The following is a 16,805-nucleotide window of genomic DNA, read 5'->3' as shown; positions in this document are numbered from 1 at the left end:
AGCGCCGGTCTGGCCCGAGCGCCCGCCCTGCGCCGGGCCCGCCCTGCGCCGGGCCCGCCCTGCGCCGGGCCCGCCCTGCGCCGGGCCCGCCCTGCGCCGGGCCCGGCCGGGAGGGCGCGCTAGTCGGGGCCGGCGGCCAGCCAGGTCGCGACCGCCAGCGGGTCGGCGCCGGGCAGCCGCCGGCACAGCGCCCGGACCAGGTCGGGGCGGGTGGTCAGCACCCGCGCGGCGGCGGTACGCCCCAGCCGACCGGCGGCCAGCGCGACGCCGACCAGCGCGTCGGCGTCCCCCGGGTCGTCGGCGAGCCGGCGGCGGTATCCGGCCAGGGCGTCGCCGACGTCCCCCGCCGCGTACGCCCGGTCGGCGCGGTCCACCCGCCCCATCGCGTCCGCCTCGCCGCCGCCCGTGCCGCGCTGCTCCGTCGTCGCCAGCAGCCGCCGCCGCACCGCCGCCTCCGCGCCGGTGTCGCCGGCCGACGCGGGCCGGGCCGGGCCGGGCACGACGGCGGGTGCGGCGATCGGCGGCGGCGGCCGACCCCGCCGCCACGCGTGCGCCACCTCCGCCACGCCGTCGTCGTCGGGGACCAGGTTGGCCAGCGCCCAGCGCACCGCCCCGCCGTCCGCGACGTCGCGCGCCGCCGCCTCGACCCGCGCGTCGCCGGTGGGCTGCCAGCCGCGCAGGGTGCCGGCCATGCCCGCCACGAAGGCCCGCCCGTCGTCGGTCAGCTCCGCGCTGCCGGCGAGCTGCGCGACGGCCCGCGCGGTCTGCACCCGCCAGTACGCGTACTCGAACGCGCAGCGGACGTCCTCGTGCCGTCGGCAGCGCCACACCTCGGCCACCCCGAGGTGGGCGTACGCGCCCTGCAACAGCGCGCCGACGGGGCGGGGGTCCGATCGCCACGGCGCCCGGTGGCGGGCCGGGCCGCCCGGCGCGTGCAGCGGCAGCAGGTCCAGCAGCGCGCCCAGCTTGGTGTGCTGCAACTCGTGCACCAGCAGCAGCGCGAGCGTCTGCGGGTCGGCCGGCACGGAGAGCGCGATGGCACCCAGTGCGGCGCGGCTGGTGGCGCTGACCGGGTGCCCGGACGGCGGCGGCGTGAGCGGCACCAGCGTACGCAGCAGCGTGGCCAGCCCTCGGGCGTGCGCCGGCAGCCGGTCGGTCAGCCAGTGCCAGGCCTGCCCGGTCAGCCGGTCGAGCCGCTCCGCCGTGGCGTCGTCCAGGCGGCTCGCCGGCGGCCGGTGGTAGCGGCTCCGGTGCGGATCCTGGTCGTCGACGAGCACCCCGGTCGGGGGCGCGTCGGGGCCCGGGGTGAGCCGGCGGCTCGGCAGCCACCCGCCTGCCGGGGCGTGCCCGTCGCCCGACCCGTCGGTGGCGTGCACGGCGCCGGCCGGCCCGTGCACCGACAACCCCGGCGGCGGTCGCCCGTCGCCGGCCGACCGGGGGTCGTAGCGCCGTCCCGTGCCACGCACCAGCGCGGTGCCGACGCCGAGCCCGACCGCGCCGCCCACCGTGGGCAGCAGCAGCGCACCCTGCGGGCAGGGCACGGCGAGCGTGAAGGCAAGGCCCGCGCGCAGGGCGGCGGCTGCCGCCAGCCCGGCCAGGTAGGCGGCGTCGGGGCGGCCGTGCAGGGCGTCCGTGGCCCAGCCGGTGACCGGCGGGTGGGCCAGCACGTGGGCGACGGCCGCCGGATCCGCCCGCTCGGCGAGGGTGAGCAGGGCGAGGCACTGCGCGGCCGGCGAACCGGTCCCGCCCGCGCGGGCGGCGGCGACGGTCAGCAGCCGCCGCCGTCCGAGCTGACCGGCGCGCAGCACCTCGAGCGTGGTGTCGTCGCCGTGGCCCGCGGCGAGGCCGGCGAGCTGGGCGGGGGAGAGCACCACCGACTCACCGCCGCCGGGCCGGGGCGGCGTCGGGCGGCGCGGTCAGGGCGCGGCGGCGCAGGGCGTCGACGTCCGCGGCCACCACCCCCCGTACGTGGTCGATCAGCCGGTAGAGGTCCGGGCAGTAGACCGACGGGTGCGCGAATCCGGCGCCGGCGCGGAAGCGGTGCGCGTACAGGCCGCCACCGCAGGCGCTGAGCACGGGGCAGGCCCGGCACTCGGCGGCCAGGGCGGCCGGACCGGTCGGCCGGCCTGCCAGCGACGGGTGCCGCAGCGCCTCGTCGAAGGAGTGGCGGAAGACGTCGAGGCCGGTACGCATCGACGCGTCGTCTGTCGTCTTCAGGGTGTCGGTGCCCTCGATGGTGCCGTCGGTCTCGATCGTCATGACGTCCGGCTCGGCGAAGCCCACCGCCCGGGTGCCGCTGCGCCCGCCGAGCACCAGCGCGATCAGCGACTCGAACAACCGGATCCCGGTGCGGCGGGGCGTCGTGGCGTACCAGCGGTCGAAGACGGCCACCAGCCAGTCGCCGTACGGGGTGTCGGTGCCGCCCGGCCGCCGCCCGGGTGGGGGAGTGCTCCAGTTGCCGTGCGGCAGCAGCAGGTCCAGGCGGGGCGGGTCGAACGCGAGCAGCGACTCGTAGACGTCCACCGGGTCGTTGGCCAGGTCTACCGTGCAGAGCAGTCCCGCCCAGCGGGACCGGTGCCGTGGGCGGCCGAGCAGCCGCAGCGCGGCGGCCACGTCGGCGAAACTGCCCCGTCCGTCGGGGTAGCGGCGGTGCAGGTCGTTGGCGGCCCGGCCGCCGTCGAGGCTTACCCCGACGTCGATGTCGTGGCGGTGGCACAGCGCCAGGAACTCCTCGTCCAGCAGCACGCTGTTGGTCTGCACGCCGACGTCGAGCGCCGCGCCGGGAGGCAGTGCCGCCCGCAGGGTGCGTACGGTCCGGTCGAGGGTCGCCGGACCGGCCAGCAGCGGCTCGCCGCCGTGTAGCACGACGCGTACCCGGTCGGGGCCGTGCCGTGCCAGGTGTTCGCCGAGGCGCCGCGCGACCTGGGCCACGGTGCCCGGCGCGATCACCCGGGGCCGCTCCCGCCACCGCTGGTCGGCGCTGCGGTAGACGTAGCAGTGGTCGCATGCCAGGTTGCAGCGGCTGTGCACCTTGAGCACGAGCTGCCGGACCCGGGCCGGTGGCGCCGCGCCGGCCACCGGGGCGGGTCCGCAGGAGCCCGCCGCCGGCGCCAAATGGTCGTGCCGGGTCGGCGGACGGGCGTGGTCAGGGTGGGGCGGGGCGGCCGACGGCGGGGCGTCGGCGGACACGTCAGAAGCTCGACTCGAACGCCGACACGTCGAGCTGCCGGCCCGGCTCGTCGCCGGCCACGAGCGTGCCGAGCACGTGGGCCAGCACGCCGTCGCCGGCGCCGGCGAGCAGGTCGGCCAGCGGCATGTCCCCCAGCCGCACCAGGGCGGCCCCCGCGTTCACCGACGGTGGCGGCAGCTCGGTCTCAGCCACGGTGGACCGTCCGGCGACCGTGTGTCCTGCCGCGCGTCATCGCTGCGCTCACCCCGCCTTTTCTACACCATCGGGTGCCTGCCCCGACGGCCCGACACCGCACCCCGGGGTGGGCGTCGGCGGCACCCCGACGGCCAGGGCCGAGCGACCCGCCGCCGGTGTGTCCGGCGACCCGGACGCGTCCCGCGGCGCGCGGTGGCAGGTGGTGGACCCGGGTGGCACCGGCACTGCCCGGGACCGCGATGACCGGTGACATCCCGCCTCCCGTCGGCGTCGGTGTCCGAAGCATAGGGGCGTGGCGGCCTCCGCAGCGACCACCGTCCGTAAACCCGACTCAGGGTCTGTCGTACCCGTGGTCCATGATCCTTGTCGTCACAGCGACGCCGGCGACCCCTCCGGCGTGCGGATGGTCATGGGCGGCGCCGGGAGCGGCGGACGGGAGGTCGGACAGTGGCTGACGCGGAACGGACCGCGTGGCGACGGCGCAGCACGGTGCGGGTGGTGCCGCCCGCGCGGCCCCGCAAGCTGGCCAAGGTGCCCTTCCTGGAGTTGGCCGACGGGCGGTTGCAGGGCGTGGTCTCCAGCGGGTCGGACGTCGACCGGGTCTACGTCTCGTCGATCGCCTCCGGCACCCACGCCTACCACTGCAGCACCAACAACAACCGCCCCTGCGGCGGGCTACGCGGCGCGCCGTGCAAGCACCTGCACGCCCTGGCCGACGAGGCACTGCTCCAGTACGGCGCCGACCGCGTCGCCCGCTACCTGCGGGTCGACGTCGGCGCGGGGGTGGACACCGCCCGGGAGCTGCTGGCCGCCCTCGCCGGGCGGCACGAGCCGACCCCCGCCGCCGTCGTGTTCAGTCGCTTCCTGCGCCACCTGTCCTACCTGGAACTGCCCGGCAGCGCGGTCCCCCTGCCCGAGCTGCACTGGTTCCCGGCCACCGGGGCAGGCCGCTGATGCTCGGCACGCAGCTCACCGTCCTGCGCGACGGCACCCCGACCGGCCTGACCGACGCCCTCGACCTGGTCGCCGACCTCGACGACGCCCTGCTGCGCGGCCTCGCCCGGGTGGGTGAGGCCGACGCCGCCGCGCTGGCCGCCCTGGCCGGCGCGCTGAGCGCCACCCCGCTCGGCGACCGGCTCGCCGAGGCGGTGGCCAAGGTGACCGCCGGTTCGGTGGCCGAGGAACACCTGCTCGCCCTCGCCGGCGCCCGGTGCGCGCTGCTCGGCGCCGCCCACGACGCGCTGCTCGGGCAGCTCGACACCGCGCTGGGCCGGGTCCGCGCCCCCTGGGCTGCCGGCCCGGTCGAGTCCCCGGGCGCCGGGTCCGCGGCCCGCGCCGGAGCCCGCGCCTGGCTGCACGAGGTGGCGGTGACCGGGTGGGGCGGCGTCGACCACGAGCTGGTGGCCGCCGCGGGAGCGCCGGTCGAGGCCGCCCTCGCCGAGCCCGGCCTGCGCCGGCTGGCGGTGCTGCTCGACGGGCTCGCCGCCGAGCTGCGCGCCTGCGTGCCGGTCGCCACGATGGCGCAGCCGCCGCTGCGGCGCTGGGCCGACCTCTGGGCCCGAGGCGTGCTGCTCGCCCAAAACGCGGCGGCCGAGTCCGTCCCGACCGCCGTCGAGGAGGTCTCCGGGCGGCTGCTCGTGCTCGGCGTCGACGTGCACGAGCACGACACCGCCGTGCAGGCGCAGGTGCACGCGATCCTCGAACCGGCCGACAGCGGGCCGCCGCGGCTGGTCCGCTGCGCGGTCGGCGCGGTCAAGGTGGAGACGATCGTCGGGCCCGCGCTGTGGCGGCTGCTGGACGCCCATCCCGTGCTGCTGGCCGCGCTGGCCGAGCGGCGCAGCCTCACGGTCACCGGGCTGCCGCTGCACGGGGCGGACCTGCTCTGGCGCGACGACCGGGTGCGACCCGGCGAGCCGGCCGACCCGTTCGCCACCGCCCGGGTCCTGTTGCCGACGGCCGTCGCGGCGGCGCCGGCGCCCCTGGAGCGGCACCCCGTCGGGATCGCCGAGCCCGTGCTGGTGGAGGGCTACACCGTGCGCGACGACGACGGCACGACGACCTTCGACATCGGCGGCCAGCCGATCGCCGTCGAGGTCGACCGGCTGCCGTCCTGCGGGCCGCTCACCCCCGAACTGGTGGCCGCCTCGTCCGCGTGCCTCGGCCTGATCCGGTGGGACGACGGACGGTGGTCGCTGCAACCCCTGGCGGTGCGGGCCACCGTCAAACGCCAGCCGGTCGAGGCGCACACCGGCGACTGGGCGGGCGGGGTCACCGACCCGAAGATCGCCAAGGCCGAGGCCAAGGCGGGCGACGCCGTGGCGGTGCTGCGCGAGCGCGCGGGACGGTTGCTGCGCCGATGAACGACGACTCCCCGACCCCCGCGGATTTCGCCGACGCCAACCGGCGCCAGGTGCTCTACTGGCGGCTGCTGGCCCGGCTCTTCGACCCCGACGAGCAGCCCACCCTGGAGTCGGCCAGCATGGCGGTCGTCGAGGACCTCGGGCTGCCGGCCGCACTGCTGGACCCGGCGGTGTCGGTGGACACCGTCGTCCAGCGCTTCCCGGCCGTCGCCGACGAGCTGCGCGGCCTGCTCACCCCGACGCCCGACGTCCCTGCGGCCGCCGACCTTCCCGACACGCCGGTTGGCGGCCTGCCCGCCGAGTCGGCCGCCGGGGCCGCCGAGTCGGCCGCCGGGGCCGCCGAGTCGGCCGCCGGGGCCGCCGCGTCGGCTCCCGAGCCGCCCGGCCCCGCGCCCGGCCCCGCGCCCGGCGTCGCCAGCACGTCGGCACCCGGCGAGGCCGCGGCGGCGGGCGCCGACCCTGCCGCCGAGGCGGGTGGCGACGGGCCGTCGGGTGCGCCCGGCGCCGCCGAGGTACGCCGCGCCGCACTGGTGTCGAAGCTGCTGTTGAACGTGTTCGCCACCGGCCACGGGGCGGTCGACGCCGGCCAGTTGGCCCGGTGGCAGTCCGACGCCGGCTGGTTCGAGCAGGCCCTCGGGATGGAGCCCGGCGGGCTGCGCCGGCAGGGCGGCGGCGACGGTCTCGGCGGGGTGCTGGCCGGCATCGAGGGCGACCTGGTCCGCCGGATGCACCTGCGGGAGGTGCTGGCCGACCCGGTGCTGGCCAGCCGGCTGACGCCCAGCATGTCGCTGATCGAGCAGCTGCTGCGGGACAAGGCCAACCTCTCCGGGGTGGCCCTGGCCAACGCCAAGGCGCTCATCCGCCGGTTCGTCGACGAGGTCGCCGAGGTGCTGCGTACCCAGGTCGCGCAGACCAGTGTCGGCGTCGTCGACCGGTCCGTGCCGCCGAAGCGGGTCTACCGCAACCTCGACCTCGACCGCACCATCTGGCAGAACCTGACCAACTGGAGCCCGGAGGACGAGCGCCTCTACGTCGACCGGCTCTACTACCGGCAGACCGCCCGCCGGGTCACGCCGGCCCGGCTGATCGTGGTGGTGGACCAGTCGGGCTCGATGGTCGACTCGATGGTCAACTGCACGATCCTCGCGTCGATCTTCGCCGGCCTGCCCAAGGTGGACGTGCACCTGATCGCGTACGACACGCGGGCGCTGGACCTCACGCCGTGGGTGCACGACCCGTTCGAGGTGCTGCTGCGCACCAAGCTGGGCGGCGGCAACGACGGCCCGGTCGCGATGGCGCTGGCCCGCCCCAAGATCGTCGAGCCGAAGAACACGGTCATGGTGTGGATCTCGGACTTCTACGAGTTCAACCGCTCCCAGCCGCTGTTCGACGGCATCGAGGCGGTGCACCGCTCCGGGGTGCGGTTCATCCCGGTCGGCTCGGTCAACAGCTCGGGCCAGCAGAGCGTCAACCCCTGGTTCCGGCAACGCTTCAAGGACCTGGGCACGCCGGTCATCTCCGGTCACATCCGCAAACTCGTCTTTGAGCTCAAGAGCTTCCTCACCTAGGAGAACAACCCCTCATGTCCGAGATGCTCCGTGCCCCCGCCGAGGTCAAGTACGCCGAGGAACTCGACTTCCTGGAGTCGGTCGACACCGATCCGAAGCCGTTCTCGTGGCGGCTGAGCCCGCGGATGGTCCGCCTGTTCATCCTCGGCTCGGAACGGGCCGACGGGCTTGACCGGGAGATCCCGCAGAAGTGGTTCGGCGACCGCACGTTCGTCGAACGCAGCATCGTGACCCTGGCGTCGGACCGGGGCCTGCTGCTGATCGGCGACCCGGGCACCGGCAAGAGCTGGCTGGCCGAGCTGCTGGCCGCCGCCGTCTGCCGCAACTCGACCCTGGTGGTCCAGGGCACCGCCGGCACCACCGAGGACCACATCAAGTACTCGTGGAACGTCTCCATGGTCATCGCGCGGGGCCAGTCCCGGGAGTCGATGATCCCGTCGCCCATCATGACGGCGATGGAGCAGGGCACCGTCGGCCGGTTCGAGGAGCTGACCCGCTCCACCAGCGACGTGCAGGACGCGCTGATCTCGATCCTGTCGGAGAAGTACGTCTCCATCCCGGAGCTGGACCACGACAACATCGTCTTCGCCAAGCCCGGCTTCTCGATCATCGCCACCGCGAACAGCCGGGACCGGGGCGTGAACGACCTCTCCTCCGCGCTCAAGCGGCGGTTCAACTTCGTCCGGATCCCCGTGGTGACCAACAAGCGCAGCGAGGCCGAGATCGTCCGCTTCCGCACCGAGGAACTGCTGCGCCGCCACCAGATCACGCTGGACGTGCCGCCCACCCTGCTCGACATCCTGTTGCAGAGCTTCGCCGACCTGCGTGCCGCGGCCACCTCGGCGACCAGCGACGACGAGAAGCTGGAGTCGGCGTTGTCCACCGCCGAACAGATCGGCGTCCTGGAGGACGCCATCCTGCACAGCCAGTTCTTCGGCGACCGCACCCTGCGCGCCGCGACGCTGGCCGGGTCGCTGGTCGGCTCGCTGGCCCGCCGCAGCCCGGAGGACCTGGCGATCCTCAACAAGTACCTGCACGGGGTGGTCGAGCCGCGCGCCAAGCAGGACGACGGCTGGGAGGGCTTCCTCGACGGTGGCCGCCAGGCGATCGCCGCCCTGTCGTGACCGCCCCCACCACCGCCGGGCCGTTCGGCGCGCTGCGCGAGCAGCTCACGGCCGCCGCCGGGGCCTTCGCCGGCAGCTCGGGCGCCGTCGGGGAGATCCTCGCCGGCATCGTCGACGACGTCGACCGCGCCCTCGGCGAGGAGCTGGAGATCTTCCCGGTCTGCCACCACTCCCCGGCGTCCGCGCTGGCCATGGTCCGCAGGCTGCGCGCGAAGCAGCCGAAGGTGATCTACCTGGAGCTGTGCGAGGATCTCCAGCCGCTGCTGGGCGAGCTGCGCAACTGCAGCCTCCCGGTGGCCGTGCAGGCCTTCGCCTCGGAGCTGGACGGCTTCCCGGCCGACTGGGGGCCGCTCAGCGTGGTCGCGCCGATCACCGAGGCCAGCGCGGAATACCAGGCCATCGCGTACGCGCTGGAGACGCCGGGCGTCGAGCTGGTGCTGGTGGACCGCTCCACCGACCACGTCTTCCAGTGGTCGCCGCGCCGCCCCTCCGACGCCGCCGACGAGGCCCCGGCCGGCGGGGACGTGGAGGCCGCCGCGCCGGCGGGGGAGGAGGCTGCCCTGCACGGCGACGCGGTCGGGGTCGAGATCGGCGACCTGCGGCCCCGCTTCGCGGAGCTGGAGGCCTACCTCCTGCACCACGGCAAGGTCCGGCACTGGTCGGAGTGGTGGGACCAGTACGTCGAGCAGCCGCTGGCCGACGCCGACCACGACACCTACCGGCAGGTGATGGTGCTGATCGGCAGCCTGTTCCGGCGGCTGCGCCCGGCCGGGGCGGAGCGGCAGGACCGCGACGAGGACCGCGAGCGCTACATGTGGACCCGGATGCGGCAGCACCTCGCCGCCTCCGGGGCCGATCCCGCCGACTGCCTCTACGTCTGCGGCGCGTTCCACGCCGCCAGCCGGGTGGAGCAGTTCGGGCTGCGGTCCGACGCCCCCTTCGAGATCGGCCCGCGCACCGGCACCCGGTGGCACTACGGGCTCATCCCGTCCAGCCACTCCGCCATCGAGGCGCAGTTCGGCCTGGCGCCCGGCTCGGTGTCGATCGCCTCCGCCACCTGGACGAAGGCGGTCGCCCGCACCAAGCTGAGCCCGTTCCGGCTGGAGGGGCAGCGGGGCGGCCGGACCCGCGCCGGCGGCCGCCGCCGCGCCACCCCGGCGCCCGTGCCCGCCGCCGGGGTCGCCGACCGGCTCTCCGGCTACCTGGCGCAGCCGCCGGCGACGCAGGGCCTGGACGAGGCGGAGCTGCGCGGCTGGTGCGTCGACATCGTCCGGCTGGCCCGGCGTAACGGCTACCTGGCCAGCACCGCCGACGCGATCGCCGTCTTCGAGACCTCGATCCTCCTCGCCGGCCTGCGCAACCGCGCGCGCCCCACGCCGTACGACTTCGCCGACGCGGCGGTCACCTGCATCGAGAAGGACGTCGTCCCGGGCCGCCGGGACGTCCGCCGGCTCTGCGAGATCCTGTTCGGCGGCGACCGGGTCGGCCAGGTGGGCTACGAGGCCCTTCCGCCGCTCGCCCGCGACGTCCACGACCGGCTCGCCCCGCTCGGGCTGGACCTGGAGAAGCGCACGATCCAGCGGGCCCTGGTGGACCTGCGGGCCAACCCCGAGCTGGTGCCCTGCTCGGATCTGCTGTGGCGGCTGCGGCACCTGCTGCCCCGCGACGCGGTCCGGCCCATCATGGGCGAGCGCCGGCTGGGGCAGCGCTCGATCCAGGAGAGCTGGGACCTGGCCCTCGGCCGCAGCCAGCGGGCGCTGATCGAGCTGGGCTACGAGGGGGTGACCGTCGAGCAGGTGCTGGAGCAGCGCCTGCGCCGCGCCGTGCGGGGCCCGGAGGCGACGGCCTCGGTCGCGCTGGAGGCCGTGGAGGACGCCATCCGGCTGCTCGACAGCCCGCGCCTGGTCGACGAGCTCGGCGCCCGGGCGGTGGAGCTGCTCGCCGCCGAACGCACCGTCGACGACGCCCCCGAGGTGCTGCGCCGGATCCGGCGGCTGCTGGCCCACCACCGCGCCACCGGGCCGCTGCCGGCCTGGTGCGAGGCGTTCGTGACCACCGGGTACGCGCACTACTGCACCCTGCTGCCCACCGCGTTCCTCGACGAGGAGAGCGGCGTGCGTCAGGTCGGCGCCATGCTGGGCTTCCTGTTCGGCATGGAGAGCCTGGCGCTCTCCCTGGGCTGCGACCGGTCCCAGCTCGAACTCGCCGTCGCGCAGTCCCATCCGGAGACGCCGGCCAAGGTGGCGCTGCTCTGGGCCGCCCGGCACCAGTTGGGCCTGCTGCCCCTGGCCGAGTTGCGCGAGCGGTGCGCCGCACTGCTCGCCAACCCGCTGGTGGTGCCCGCCTTCCCGCAGTACCTCAGCGGCTTCGTGCAGGCCCTGGAGCCGGTGCCGGGGCTCGCGCCGTTCGTCGTGGAGGTGATGTCGTCCGCGTTCGCCCGGCTGCCCGACCCGGTCCTGCTGCCGTGGCTGCCCACCCTGATCACCACGCTGCGCGAGCACGGTGCGGAGCTGGTGCCGCTGCTGGTGCGGGAGGCGGGGCGCACGTTCCCCGGCTCGCTGGCCGCGCTGGACGCCTGGGTGCCGCCGTGGTCGGCCTCGGCGCCGCCGTCGACGCCGGCGGTCCCCGCCGCCGTCTCCGGGCCGGTCGCCGCCCTGCTGGCGGCCAACCCGCAGAGCGTGGACGCCGTCGCCGCGCTGCTCGGTTGCGACGGCGGCTGGCGCGAGCCGGACGCCGCCACCGCCGCCGTTCCCGCCGGCCTGACCGCGCTGCTGGCGGCGCATCCGGAGACCGTCGACGCCGTGGCCGACCTGCTGGCGGCCGCCCCGCGCTGACCGGCGCCGGCCGTCGGCGGAGCAGTTTTCCGGCGGGTTGTCGATCCTGGCCCGCTCCGTTCGTGTGGAGGATGAGAGGCCGGCGGCGCCGCCGCCGGCCGCCGACGCGGGGAGGGGCCATGAAGCAGTACCTGCTCAGCATCCACCAGCCCGACGGTGACGGGCTGCCGGACCCGGAGTTCCTGGCCGGGGTGATGCGCGAGCTGGGTGCCATCCGGGAGGAGCTGGAGGCGTCCGGCTGCTGGGTGTTCGGCCAGGGGCTGCACGCGCCCGACACGGCGACCGTGCTGCGGCCGTCCGACGGCGAGGTGCTGGTCACCGACGGGCCGTTCGTCGAGGGCAGGGAACACCTCGGCGGGATCACCATCCTCCGGGCGCCCGACCTCGACGCCGCGCTGGCGTGGGGCCGCCGGTACGCGCTGGCCACCACCCTGCCGGTCGAGGTGCGCCCCTTCCAGGGCGAGAGCTGACCGTGCCCGACGTGGAGGCGGTGTTCCGCGCGGAGTACGGCCGCGCGGTCGCCGTCCTCGTCCGCCTCCTCGGCGACATCGACCTCGCAGAGGAGGCGGTGCAGGAGGCGTTCACGGTGGCGGTGGCGCGGTGGCCCGAGACCGGGGTGCCGCCCAGCCCGGCCGGCTGGATCATCACCACCGCCCGGAACCGGGCCGTCGACCGGCTGCGGCGGGAGGCCTCCCGCGCCGACCGGCACGCCCAGGCCGCCCTGCTGCACGTCCGCGACGTACCGGCCGAGGAGGGACCCGTGCGCGACGACCGGCTCCGCCTCATCTTCACCTGCTGCCATCCGGCGCTCGGCCCCGCCGCCCGGGTCGCGCTGACCCTGCGGCTGCTGGGCGGCCTGGGCACCGCCGAGATCGCCCGGGCGTTCCTGGTGTCGGAGGCGACCATGGCCCAGCGGATCGTCCGGGCGAAGGCCAAGATCCGCGACGCGGGAATCCCGTACCGGGTGCCCGGCGACGCCGACCTGCCGGACCGGCTCCCCGCCGTGCTGGCCGTGCTCTACCTGATCTTCACCGAGGGGCACACCGCCAGCTCCGGCGACCGGCTGGTCCGCGACGACCTGTGCGCCGAGGCGATCCGGCTCGGCCGGCTGCTGGTGCGGCTCATGCCGGACGAGCCCGAGGCGCTGGGGCTGCTGGCGCTGATGCTGCTCACCGAGGCGCGCCGCCCCGCCCGCACCACGGCCGACGGCGCGCTGGTGCCGCTGCCCGAGCAGGACCGCCGCCGGTGGGACGCCGGGCTCGTCGGCGAGGGGCAGGCCCTGGTGCGCCGCTGCCTGCGCCGCGACCGGCCGGGGCCGTACCAGATCCAGGCCGCGATCGCCGCCGTGCACAGCGACGCGCCCGACGCCGCCGGCACCGACTGGGCGCAGATCCTCCGGCTGTACGACCAGCTCACCGTCTACGCCCCGGGGCCGGTGGTGGCGCTGAACCGGGCCGTCGCGCTCGCCGAGGTGTCCGGGCCGGCAGCGGGGCTGGCGGCCGTCGAGCGGCTCGACCTGGCCGGGTACCACGTGTTCCACGCTGTCCGGGCGGACCTGCTGCGGCGGCTCGGCCTGGCGGGGGAGGCGGCGCGGGCGTACCGGACGGCCGCCGAGCTGACGGACAACGCGGCCGAACGCGCCTTCCTGGACAGCCGGGCGACTTCGGTGCTGACGGGCGGTTGAGGCCCGCGCCCCGCGCGTTTGCCCAGCCAGTGGGCCGGGAACTCGGGTCGTCCGGCAGCGCGGCGCCCGGCGCGCCGCCCGACGAACGGACGCGAGCGCCCATGACGTACCGTCCGGCACTTGCCACCGCTTCCGACCAGACCACGCTGACGCTCGGGGTCGAGGAGGAGTACCTCCTGCTCGACCCGCGGACCGGGGAGAGCCTGCCGGTCGCCGACCGGGTGCTCACCGCCCTGTCCGGCAGCGCGCGGGAGCAGAGCCGGCAGGAGTTCCGGCACAGCATGGTGGAGATGGTCACGCCGGTCACCGCCGACTTGGCCGAACTGCGCGCGCACCTGGTGGCGCTGCGCCGCTCCGTCGGCGACGCGGCCGAGGCCGCCGGGGCCCGGCTCGTCGCGGTCGGTGCCACGCCCGTGCACGAGCCGCACCGGACGGTGCCGGACAAGCCGCGCTACCACGCCATGTCCCGCCGGTTCGGGCCGGTGGCGCACGACCCCGCCGTCTGCGGCTGCCACGTGCACGTCGGGATGCCCGACCGTGAACTGGCCATCCAGGTCTGCAACCACCTGCGCCCCTGGCTGCCTGTGGTGCAGGCGATCACCGCGAACTCGCCGCTGCACGACGGCCGCGACACAGGGCACGCCAGTTGGCGCTCCATGCAGCTGGAACGTTGGCCCAGCATCGGGCCGACCCCGCACTTCGAGTCGGTCGCCGACTACGACGCGACGGTGGCGGAGCTGATCGACGCCGGGATCATGCTCGACGCGGCGATGGTCTACTGGTACGCGCGCCCGTCGGCCGCGTACCCCACGGTGGAGGTGCGGGTGGGCGACGTCTGCCCGGCGGTGGACGACACCGTGCTGGTCGCCGGGCTGGTCCGCGCGCTCGTCGCGACGATGGCCGCCGACGCCCGCGCCGGGGTCCCCGCCCGACGGATCAGGGACTGCCTGGTCTCCGCCGCGCACTGGCGGGCCGCCCACGACGGGCTGGAGGGCGACCTGATCGACCTGCGTGCCGGCGTCGCCCGTCCCGCCTGGGACCTGGTCGGCGAGCTCGTCGACACGGTCGCGCCGGCCCTGGCCCGCCACGGCGACCTCGACTACGTACGCGAGCAGCTCATCCGGCTGCGGCGCGACGGCAACGGCGCCACCCGCCAGCGCCGGGTCATGGCCCGCACCGGCGACGACGTGCGCGCCGTCCTGGACCACCTGGCCGCCGAGACCCGCGCCGCCTGAGCCGCCCCGCCCCGCCGTTCCGCACCGGTGCAGGGTGTACCGGACGCCCGGCCGGGTAGCCGACGACCGTGACCTTCTCGATCGCCGCACGGTGCCCGCGTACCGGCCAGCTCGGGGTGGGGGCCCTGACGGCGAGGCCCGCGGTCGGCAAGCTCGTCGCCCACGTCCGTTCCGGCGTCGGCGCGGTCGCGACCCAGGCCACCCCGAACCCGTTCCTGGCCTACGACGGACTGCCCCTGCTCGGCGAGAATTGCTCGCCGCAGGACGTCCTGACCGGCCTGCTGGCCAAGGACCCGGGCCGGGAGGTGCGGCAGGTCGGCATGGTCGACCGCTGGGGGCGCTCGCACGCCTTCACCGGCTCCCGCACGAAGGACTGGACGGGACACCGCACCGGCCCCGGCTACGCGGTGCAGGGCAACCGCCTGGTGGGCCCGCAGACCCTCGCGGAGATCGTCGGGGTGTTCGAGGACAGCCGGGAACTCGACTTGGCGGAGCGGCTCGTGCTGGCCATCGAGGCCGGGGAGGGGGCGGGCGGCGACCGGCAGGGCGCCCGGTCGGCGACCGTGACGGTGAGCGGCGATGAGCCGTACCCACTGTGGGACGTGCGGGTCGACGACGCCGAGGATCCGGCGCGGGAGCTGCGCCGGCTGCACGGCGTCTTCCGGGAGGAGGTGCTGCCGGCGATCCGAGGGATGCCCACCCGCGACGACCCCATGGGCGAGGCCGCCCGGCAGGCGCTCGGGTGAACACGCCGGCTGCCGAACTCACAGAGCAGCCGTGGTTGGGAGCACCCCGCGCCGCCGGTCGCGCGCCGGAAGCCCTCAGCGGATGTCGTGGGACTGGAGCCAGAGTTCCAGCAGGCCGAGCTGCCACAGCTTGTTGCTGCCGGCGGCGGCCTGCGCCCGGTCCGGCTCGGCGAGCAGTTCGGCGACGTACTCGCGGCGGAACAGGCCGCGCTCGCGGGCGGCGGGTGCGGCGAGGGCCTCGGCGACGAGCTGCCGCACCGGCCCGTCGACGTTGCGCAGCGCCGGCACCGGGAAGTAGCCCTTCGGCCGGTCGACCACCTCGACGGGCAGCACCTGGCGGGCCACCTCCTTGAGTACGCCCTTGCCGCCGTCGGCGACCTTGTGCTCGGGTGGGCAGGCCGCCGCCAGGGCCACCAGGTCCTGGTCCAGGAACGGGGTGCGCACCTCCAGCCCCCACGCCATGCTCATGCTGTCCACCCGCTTGACCGGGTCGTCGGGGAGCATCAGGTGGGTGTCCAGGCGCAGCACCGCGTCCAGCGCCGTCTGCGCGCCCGGCGCGGCCAGGTCCGCCGCGAGCAGCTCGCGGCTGGCGTCGCGGTCGCAGGCGTACGCCGGGTCCACCACCCGGCTCAGCTCGGCGTGGTCCCGGTCGAAGAACGCGTCGGCGAAGGTGGCTGCCGCGTCGTCGCGGGGCACCCGGGTGAGGGGCTGGTGGTAGCCGTAGCCGGCGAAGACCTCGTCGGCTCCCTGGCCGGACTGGGCCACCTTCACGTGCCGGGCGACCTGCTCGGAGAGCAGGTGGAAGGCGACCACGTCGTGGCTGCCCATCGGCTCGGTCATCGCGTGCACGGTCCGCCGTACCGCCGGGACCAGGTCGTCGTCGGCGAGCCGGATGCGGTGGTGGTCGGTACCGAACGTGCGGGCGACCAGGTCGGAGTAGTGGAACTCGTCGCCCGCCTCGCCGCCGCGGCTGTCGAAGCCGATGCTGAACGTCTGGAGGTCCCGCTGCCCGGCCTCGGCCAGCAGCGCCACGATCATGCTGGAGTCCAGGCCGCCGGAGAGCAGCACACCGACGGGGACGTCGGCGACGAGCCGCCGCCGTACCGCCTCGCGCAGCGCCTCCCCGACGGCGGCCCGCCAGTCCCCGGCGTCCATGCCGGCGTGGGCGGGGTCCCGGGCGTAGTCGGGCCGCCAGTAGACGTGCTGGCGGCTGCGCCCGTCGGCCTCGACGATCCGCACGGTGGCCGGGGGGAGCTTGCGGATGCCGCGCAGGACGGTGCGGGGCGCCGGGACGATGGAGTGCCAGGAGAGGTAGTGGTGCAGCGCCACCGGGTCGATCGAGGTGTCCACGTCGCCGGCGCGCAGCAGCGCCGGCAGGGTGGAGGCGAACCGCAGCCGGCCTGGTGATTCGGCGAGGTAGAGCGGCTTGATGCCGAGCCGGTCGCGGGCCAGCACGAGCCGGCGCCGCCGGCGGTCCACCAGCACGACGGCGAACATGCCGACCAGGTGGTCGACGAAGTGCTCGCCCCACTGCGCGTACGCCACCAGGACCACCTCGGTGTCGCTGGTGGAGTGGAACGTGTGCCCGGCGTCGCGCAGCTCCTCGCGCAGCTGGGGATAGTTGTAGACGCAGCCGTTGAAGATCAGCGCCAGCCCCAGGTCGTCGCGGACCATCGGCTGGGAGCCGGCCTCGGTGAGGTCGATGATGGTGAGCCGGCGGTGCCCGAGAACCACCCAGCCGTCGTCGAAGAGGCCCTCCCCGTCGGGGCCCCGGGAGCGCATCGCCTCGGTCATCCGGGTCACCGCGCCCGCGTCCGGTCTCGACCCGTCGAACCTCGCCTCGCCACTGATGCCGCACATCGTCAGCGG

Annotated in this window: 13 protein-coding genes; 9 read left to right on the top strand and 4 right to left on the bottom strand. The window is 75.9% G+C overall.

The window, feature by feature from the left end; all coding sequences use genetic code 11:
* Window positions 1–119: 119 nt before the first annotated feature.
* From AC0OO9_RS01630 to fxsA, 3 genes are read right to left on the bottom strand one after another with little or no spacing between them, the layout of a single operon-like run.
* Window positions 120–1,874 (bottom strand): aKG-HExxH-type peptide beta-hydroxylase, encoded by a 1,755-nt coding sequence (locus AC0OO9_RS01630; protein ID WP_484514983.1) that lies wholly within the window; start codon window positions 1,872–1,874, stop codon window positions 120–122.
* A 4-nt stretch (window positions 1,875–1,878) separates the two neighbouring features.
* A complete protein-coding gene (locus AC0OO9_RS01625) occupies window positions 1,879–3,189 on the bottom strand; it encodes an FxsB family cyclophane-forming radical SAM/SPASM peptide maturase (RefSeq protein ID WP_484514982.1) in 1,311 nt (436 codons plus the stop codon).
* A gap of 1 nt (window position 3,190) precedes the next feature.
* Complete coding sequence (gene fxsA / locus AC0OO9_RS01620; RefSeq protein ID WP_484514980.1) at window positions 3,191–3,382, bottom strand: FxSxx-COOH cyclophane-containing RiPP peptide; 192 nt, start codon at window positions 3,380–3,382, stop codon at window positions 3,191–3,193.
* Window positions 3,383–3,832: 450 nt separating this feature from the next.
* On the opposite strand from fxsA, the gene AC0OO9_RS01615 reads away from it, so the two are divergent.
* The 9 genes from AC0OO9_RS01615 (at window position 3,833) to AC0OO9_RS01575 (ending at window position 14,936) form a co-directional block, all read left to right on the top strand.
* Window positions 3,833–4,339, top strand: a complete 507-nt coding sequence (locus tag AC0OO9_RS01615; protein WP_132234858.1) for a hypothetical protein — start codon at window positions 3,833–3,835, stop codon at window positions 4,337–4,339.
* Window positions 4,339–5,745: a hypothetical protein gene (locus tag AC0OO9_RS01610; protein ID WP_484514978.1), complete on the top strand. Its 1,407-nt coding sequence runs from the start codon at window positions 4,339–4,341 to the stop codon at window positions 5,743–5,745. The genes AC0OO9_RS01615 and AC0OO9_RS01610 overlap by 1 nt, the downstream gene beginning before the upstream one ends.
* A 290-nt stretch (window positions 5,746–6,035) precedes the next feature.
* A complete protein-coding gene (locus AC0OO9_RS01605) occupies window positions 6,036–7,313 on the top strand; it encodes a vWA domain-containing protein (protein ID WP_484518116.1) in 1,278 nt (425 codons plus the stop codon).
* 14 nt (window positions 7,314–7,327) lie between these two features.
* A complete protein-coding gene (locus tag AC0OO9_RS01600; RefSeq protein ID WP_121398790.1) occupies window positions 7,328–8,437 on the top strand; it encodes an ATP-binding protein in 1,110 nt (369 codons plus the stop codon).
* Complete coding sequence (locus tag AC0OO9_RS01595; protein WP_484514976.1) at window positions 8,434–11,271, top strand: DUF5682 family protein; 2,838 nt, start codon at window positions 8,434–8,436, stop codon at window positions 11,269–11,271. Before AC0OO9_RS01600 ends, AC0OO9_RS01595 begins: the two co-directional genes overlap by 4 nt.
* Before the next feature lie 119 nt (window positions 11,272–11,390).
* The gene (locus tag AC0OO9_RS01590; RefSeq protein ID WP_484514974.1) at window positions 11,391–11,741 is read left to right on the top strand and encodes a YciI family protein; all 351 of its coding nucleotides are present in this window, start codon (window positions 11,391–11,393) and stop codon (window positions 11,739–11,741) included.
* 2 nt (window positions 11,742–11,743) lie between these two features.
* On the top strand, window positions 11,744–12,955 hold the full coding sequence (locus tag AC0OO9_RS01585; RefSeq protein ID WP_484514972.1) for an RNA polymerase sigma factor: 1,212 nt from the start codon (window positions 11,744–11,746) through the stop codon (window positions 12,953–12,955).
* A gap of 101 nt (window positions 12,956–13,056) precedes the next feature.
* Window positions 13,057–14,190 (top strand): carboxylate-amine ligase, encoded by a 1,134-nt coding sequence (locus AC0OO9_RS01580; RefSeq protein WP_484514971.1) that lies wholly within the window; start codon window positions 13,057–13,059, stop codon window positions 14,188–14,190.
* A 68-nt stretch (window positions 14,191–14,258) separates the two neighbouring features.
* Window positions 14,259–14,936, top strand: coding sequence for a DUF1028 domain-containing protein (locus AC0OO9_RS01575; RefSeq protein ID WP_484514969.1), 678 nt, complete (start codon window positions 14,259–14,261; stop codon window positions 14,934–14,936).
* Window positions 14,937–15,011: 75 nt separating this feature from the next.
* Here the strand turns inward: AC0OO9_RS01575 and AC0OO9_RS01570 are convergent, their stop codons facing one another.
* Window positions 15,012–16,796: an N-acetylglutaminylglutamine amidotransferase gene (locus AC0OO9_RS01570; protein WP_484514967.1), complete on the bottom strand. Its 1,785-nt coding sequence runs from the start codon at window positions 16,794–16,796 to the stop codon at window positions 15,012–15,014.
* Between the last annotated feature and the right edge of the window lie 9 nt (window positions 16,797–16,805).

Source organism: Micromonospora sp. USAFONa4, from assembly GCF_057197825.1.
Note: the sequence above shows the minus strand (reverse complement) of the source record. Positions and strands in the feature narration are given on the sequence as shown.

What these genes read in the sequence shown, in the direction of transcription:
- AC0OO9_RS01590 (WP_484514974.1), top strand. Translation starts at nt 11,391, where the DNA reads ATGAAGCAGTACCTGCTCAGCATCCACCAGCCCGACGGTGACGGGCTG.
- AC0OO9_RS01580 (WP_484514971.1), top strand. Translation starts at nt 13,057, where the DNA reads ATGACGTACCGTCCGGCACTTGCCACCGCTTCCGACCAGACCACGCTG.
- AC0OO9_RS01600 (WP_121398790.1), top strand. Translation starts at nt 7,328, where the DNA reads ATGTCCGAGATGCTCCGTGCCCCCGCCGAGGTCAAGTACGCCGAGGAA.
- AC0OO9_RS01570 (WP_484514967.1), bottom strand. Translation starts at nt 16,796, where the DNA reads ATGTGCGGCATCAGTGGCGAGGCGAGGTTCGACGGGTCGAGACCGGAC.
- AC0OO9_RS01610 (WP_484514978.1), top strand. Translation starts at nt 4,339, where the DNA reads ATGCTCGGCACGCAGCTCACCGTCCTGCGCGACGGCACCCCGACCGGC.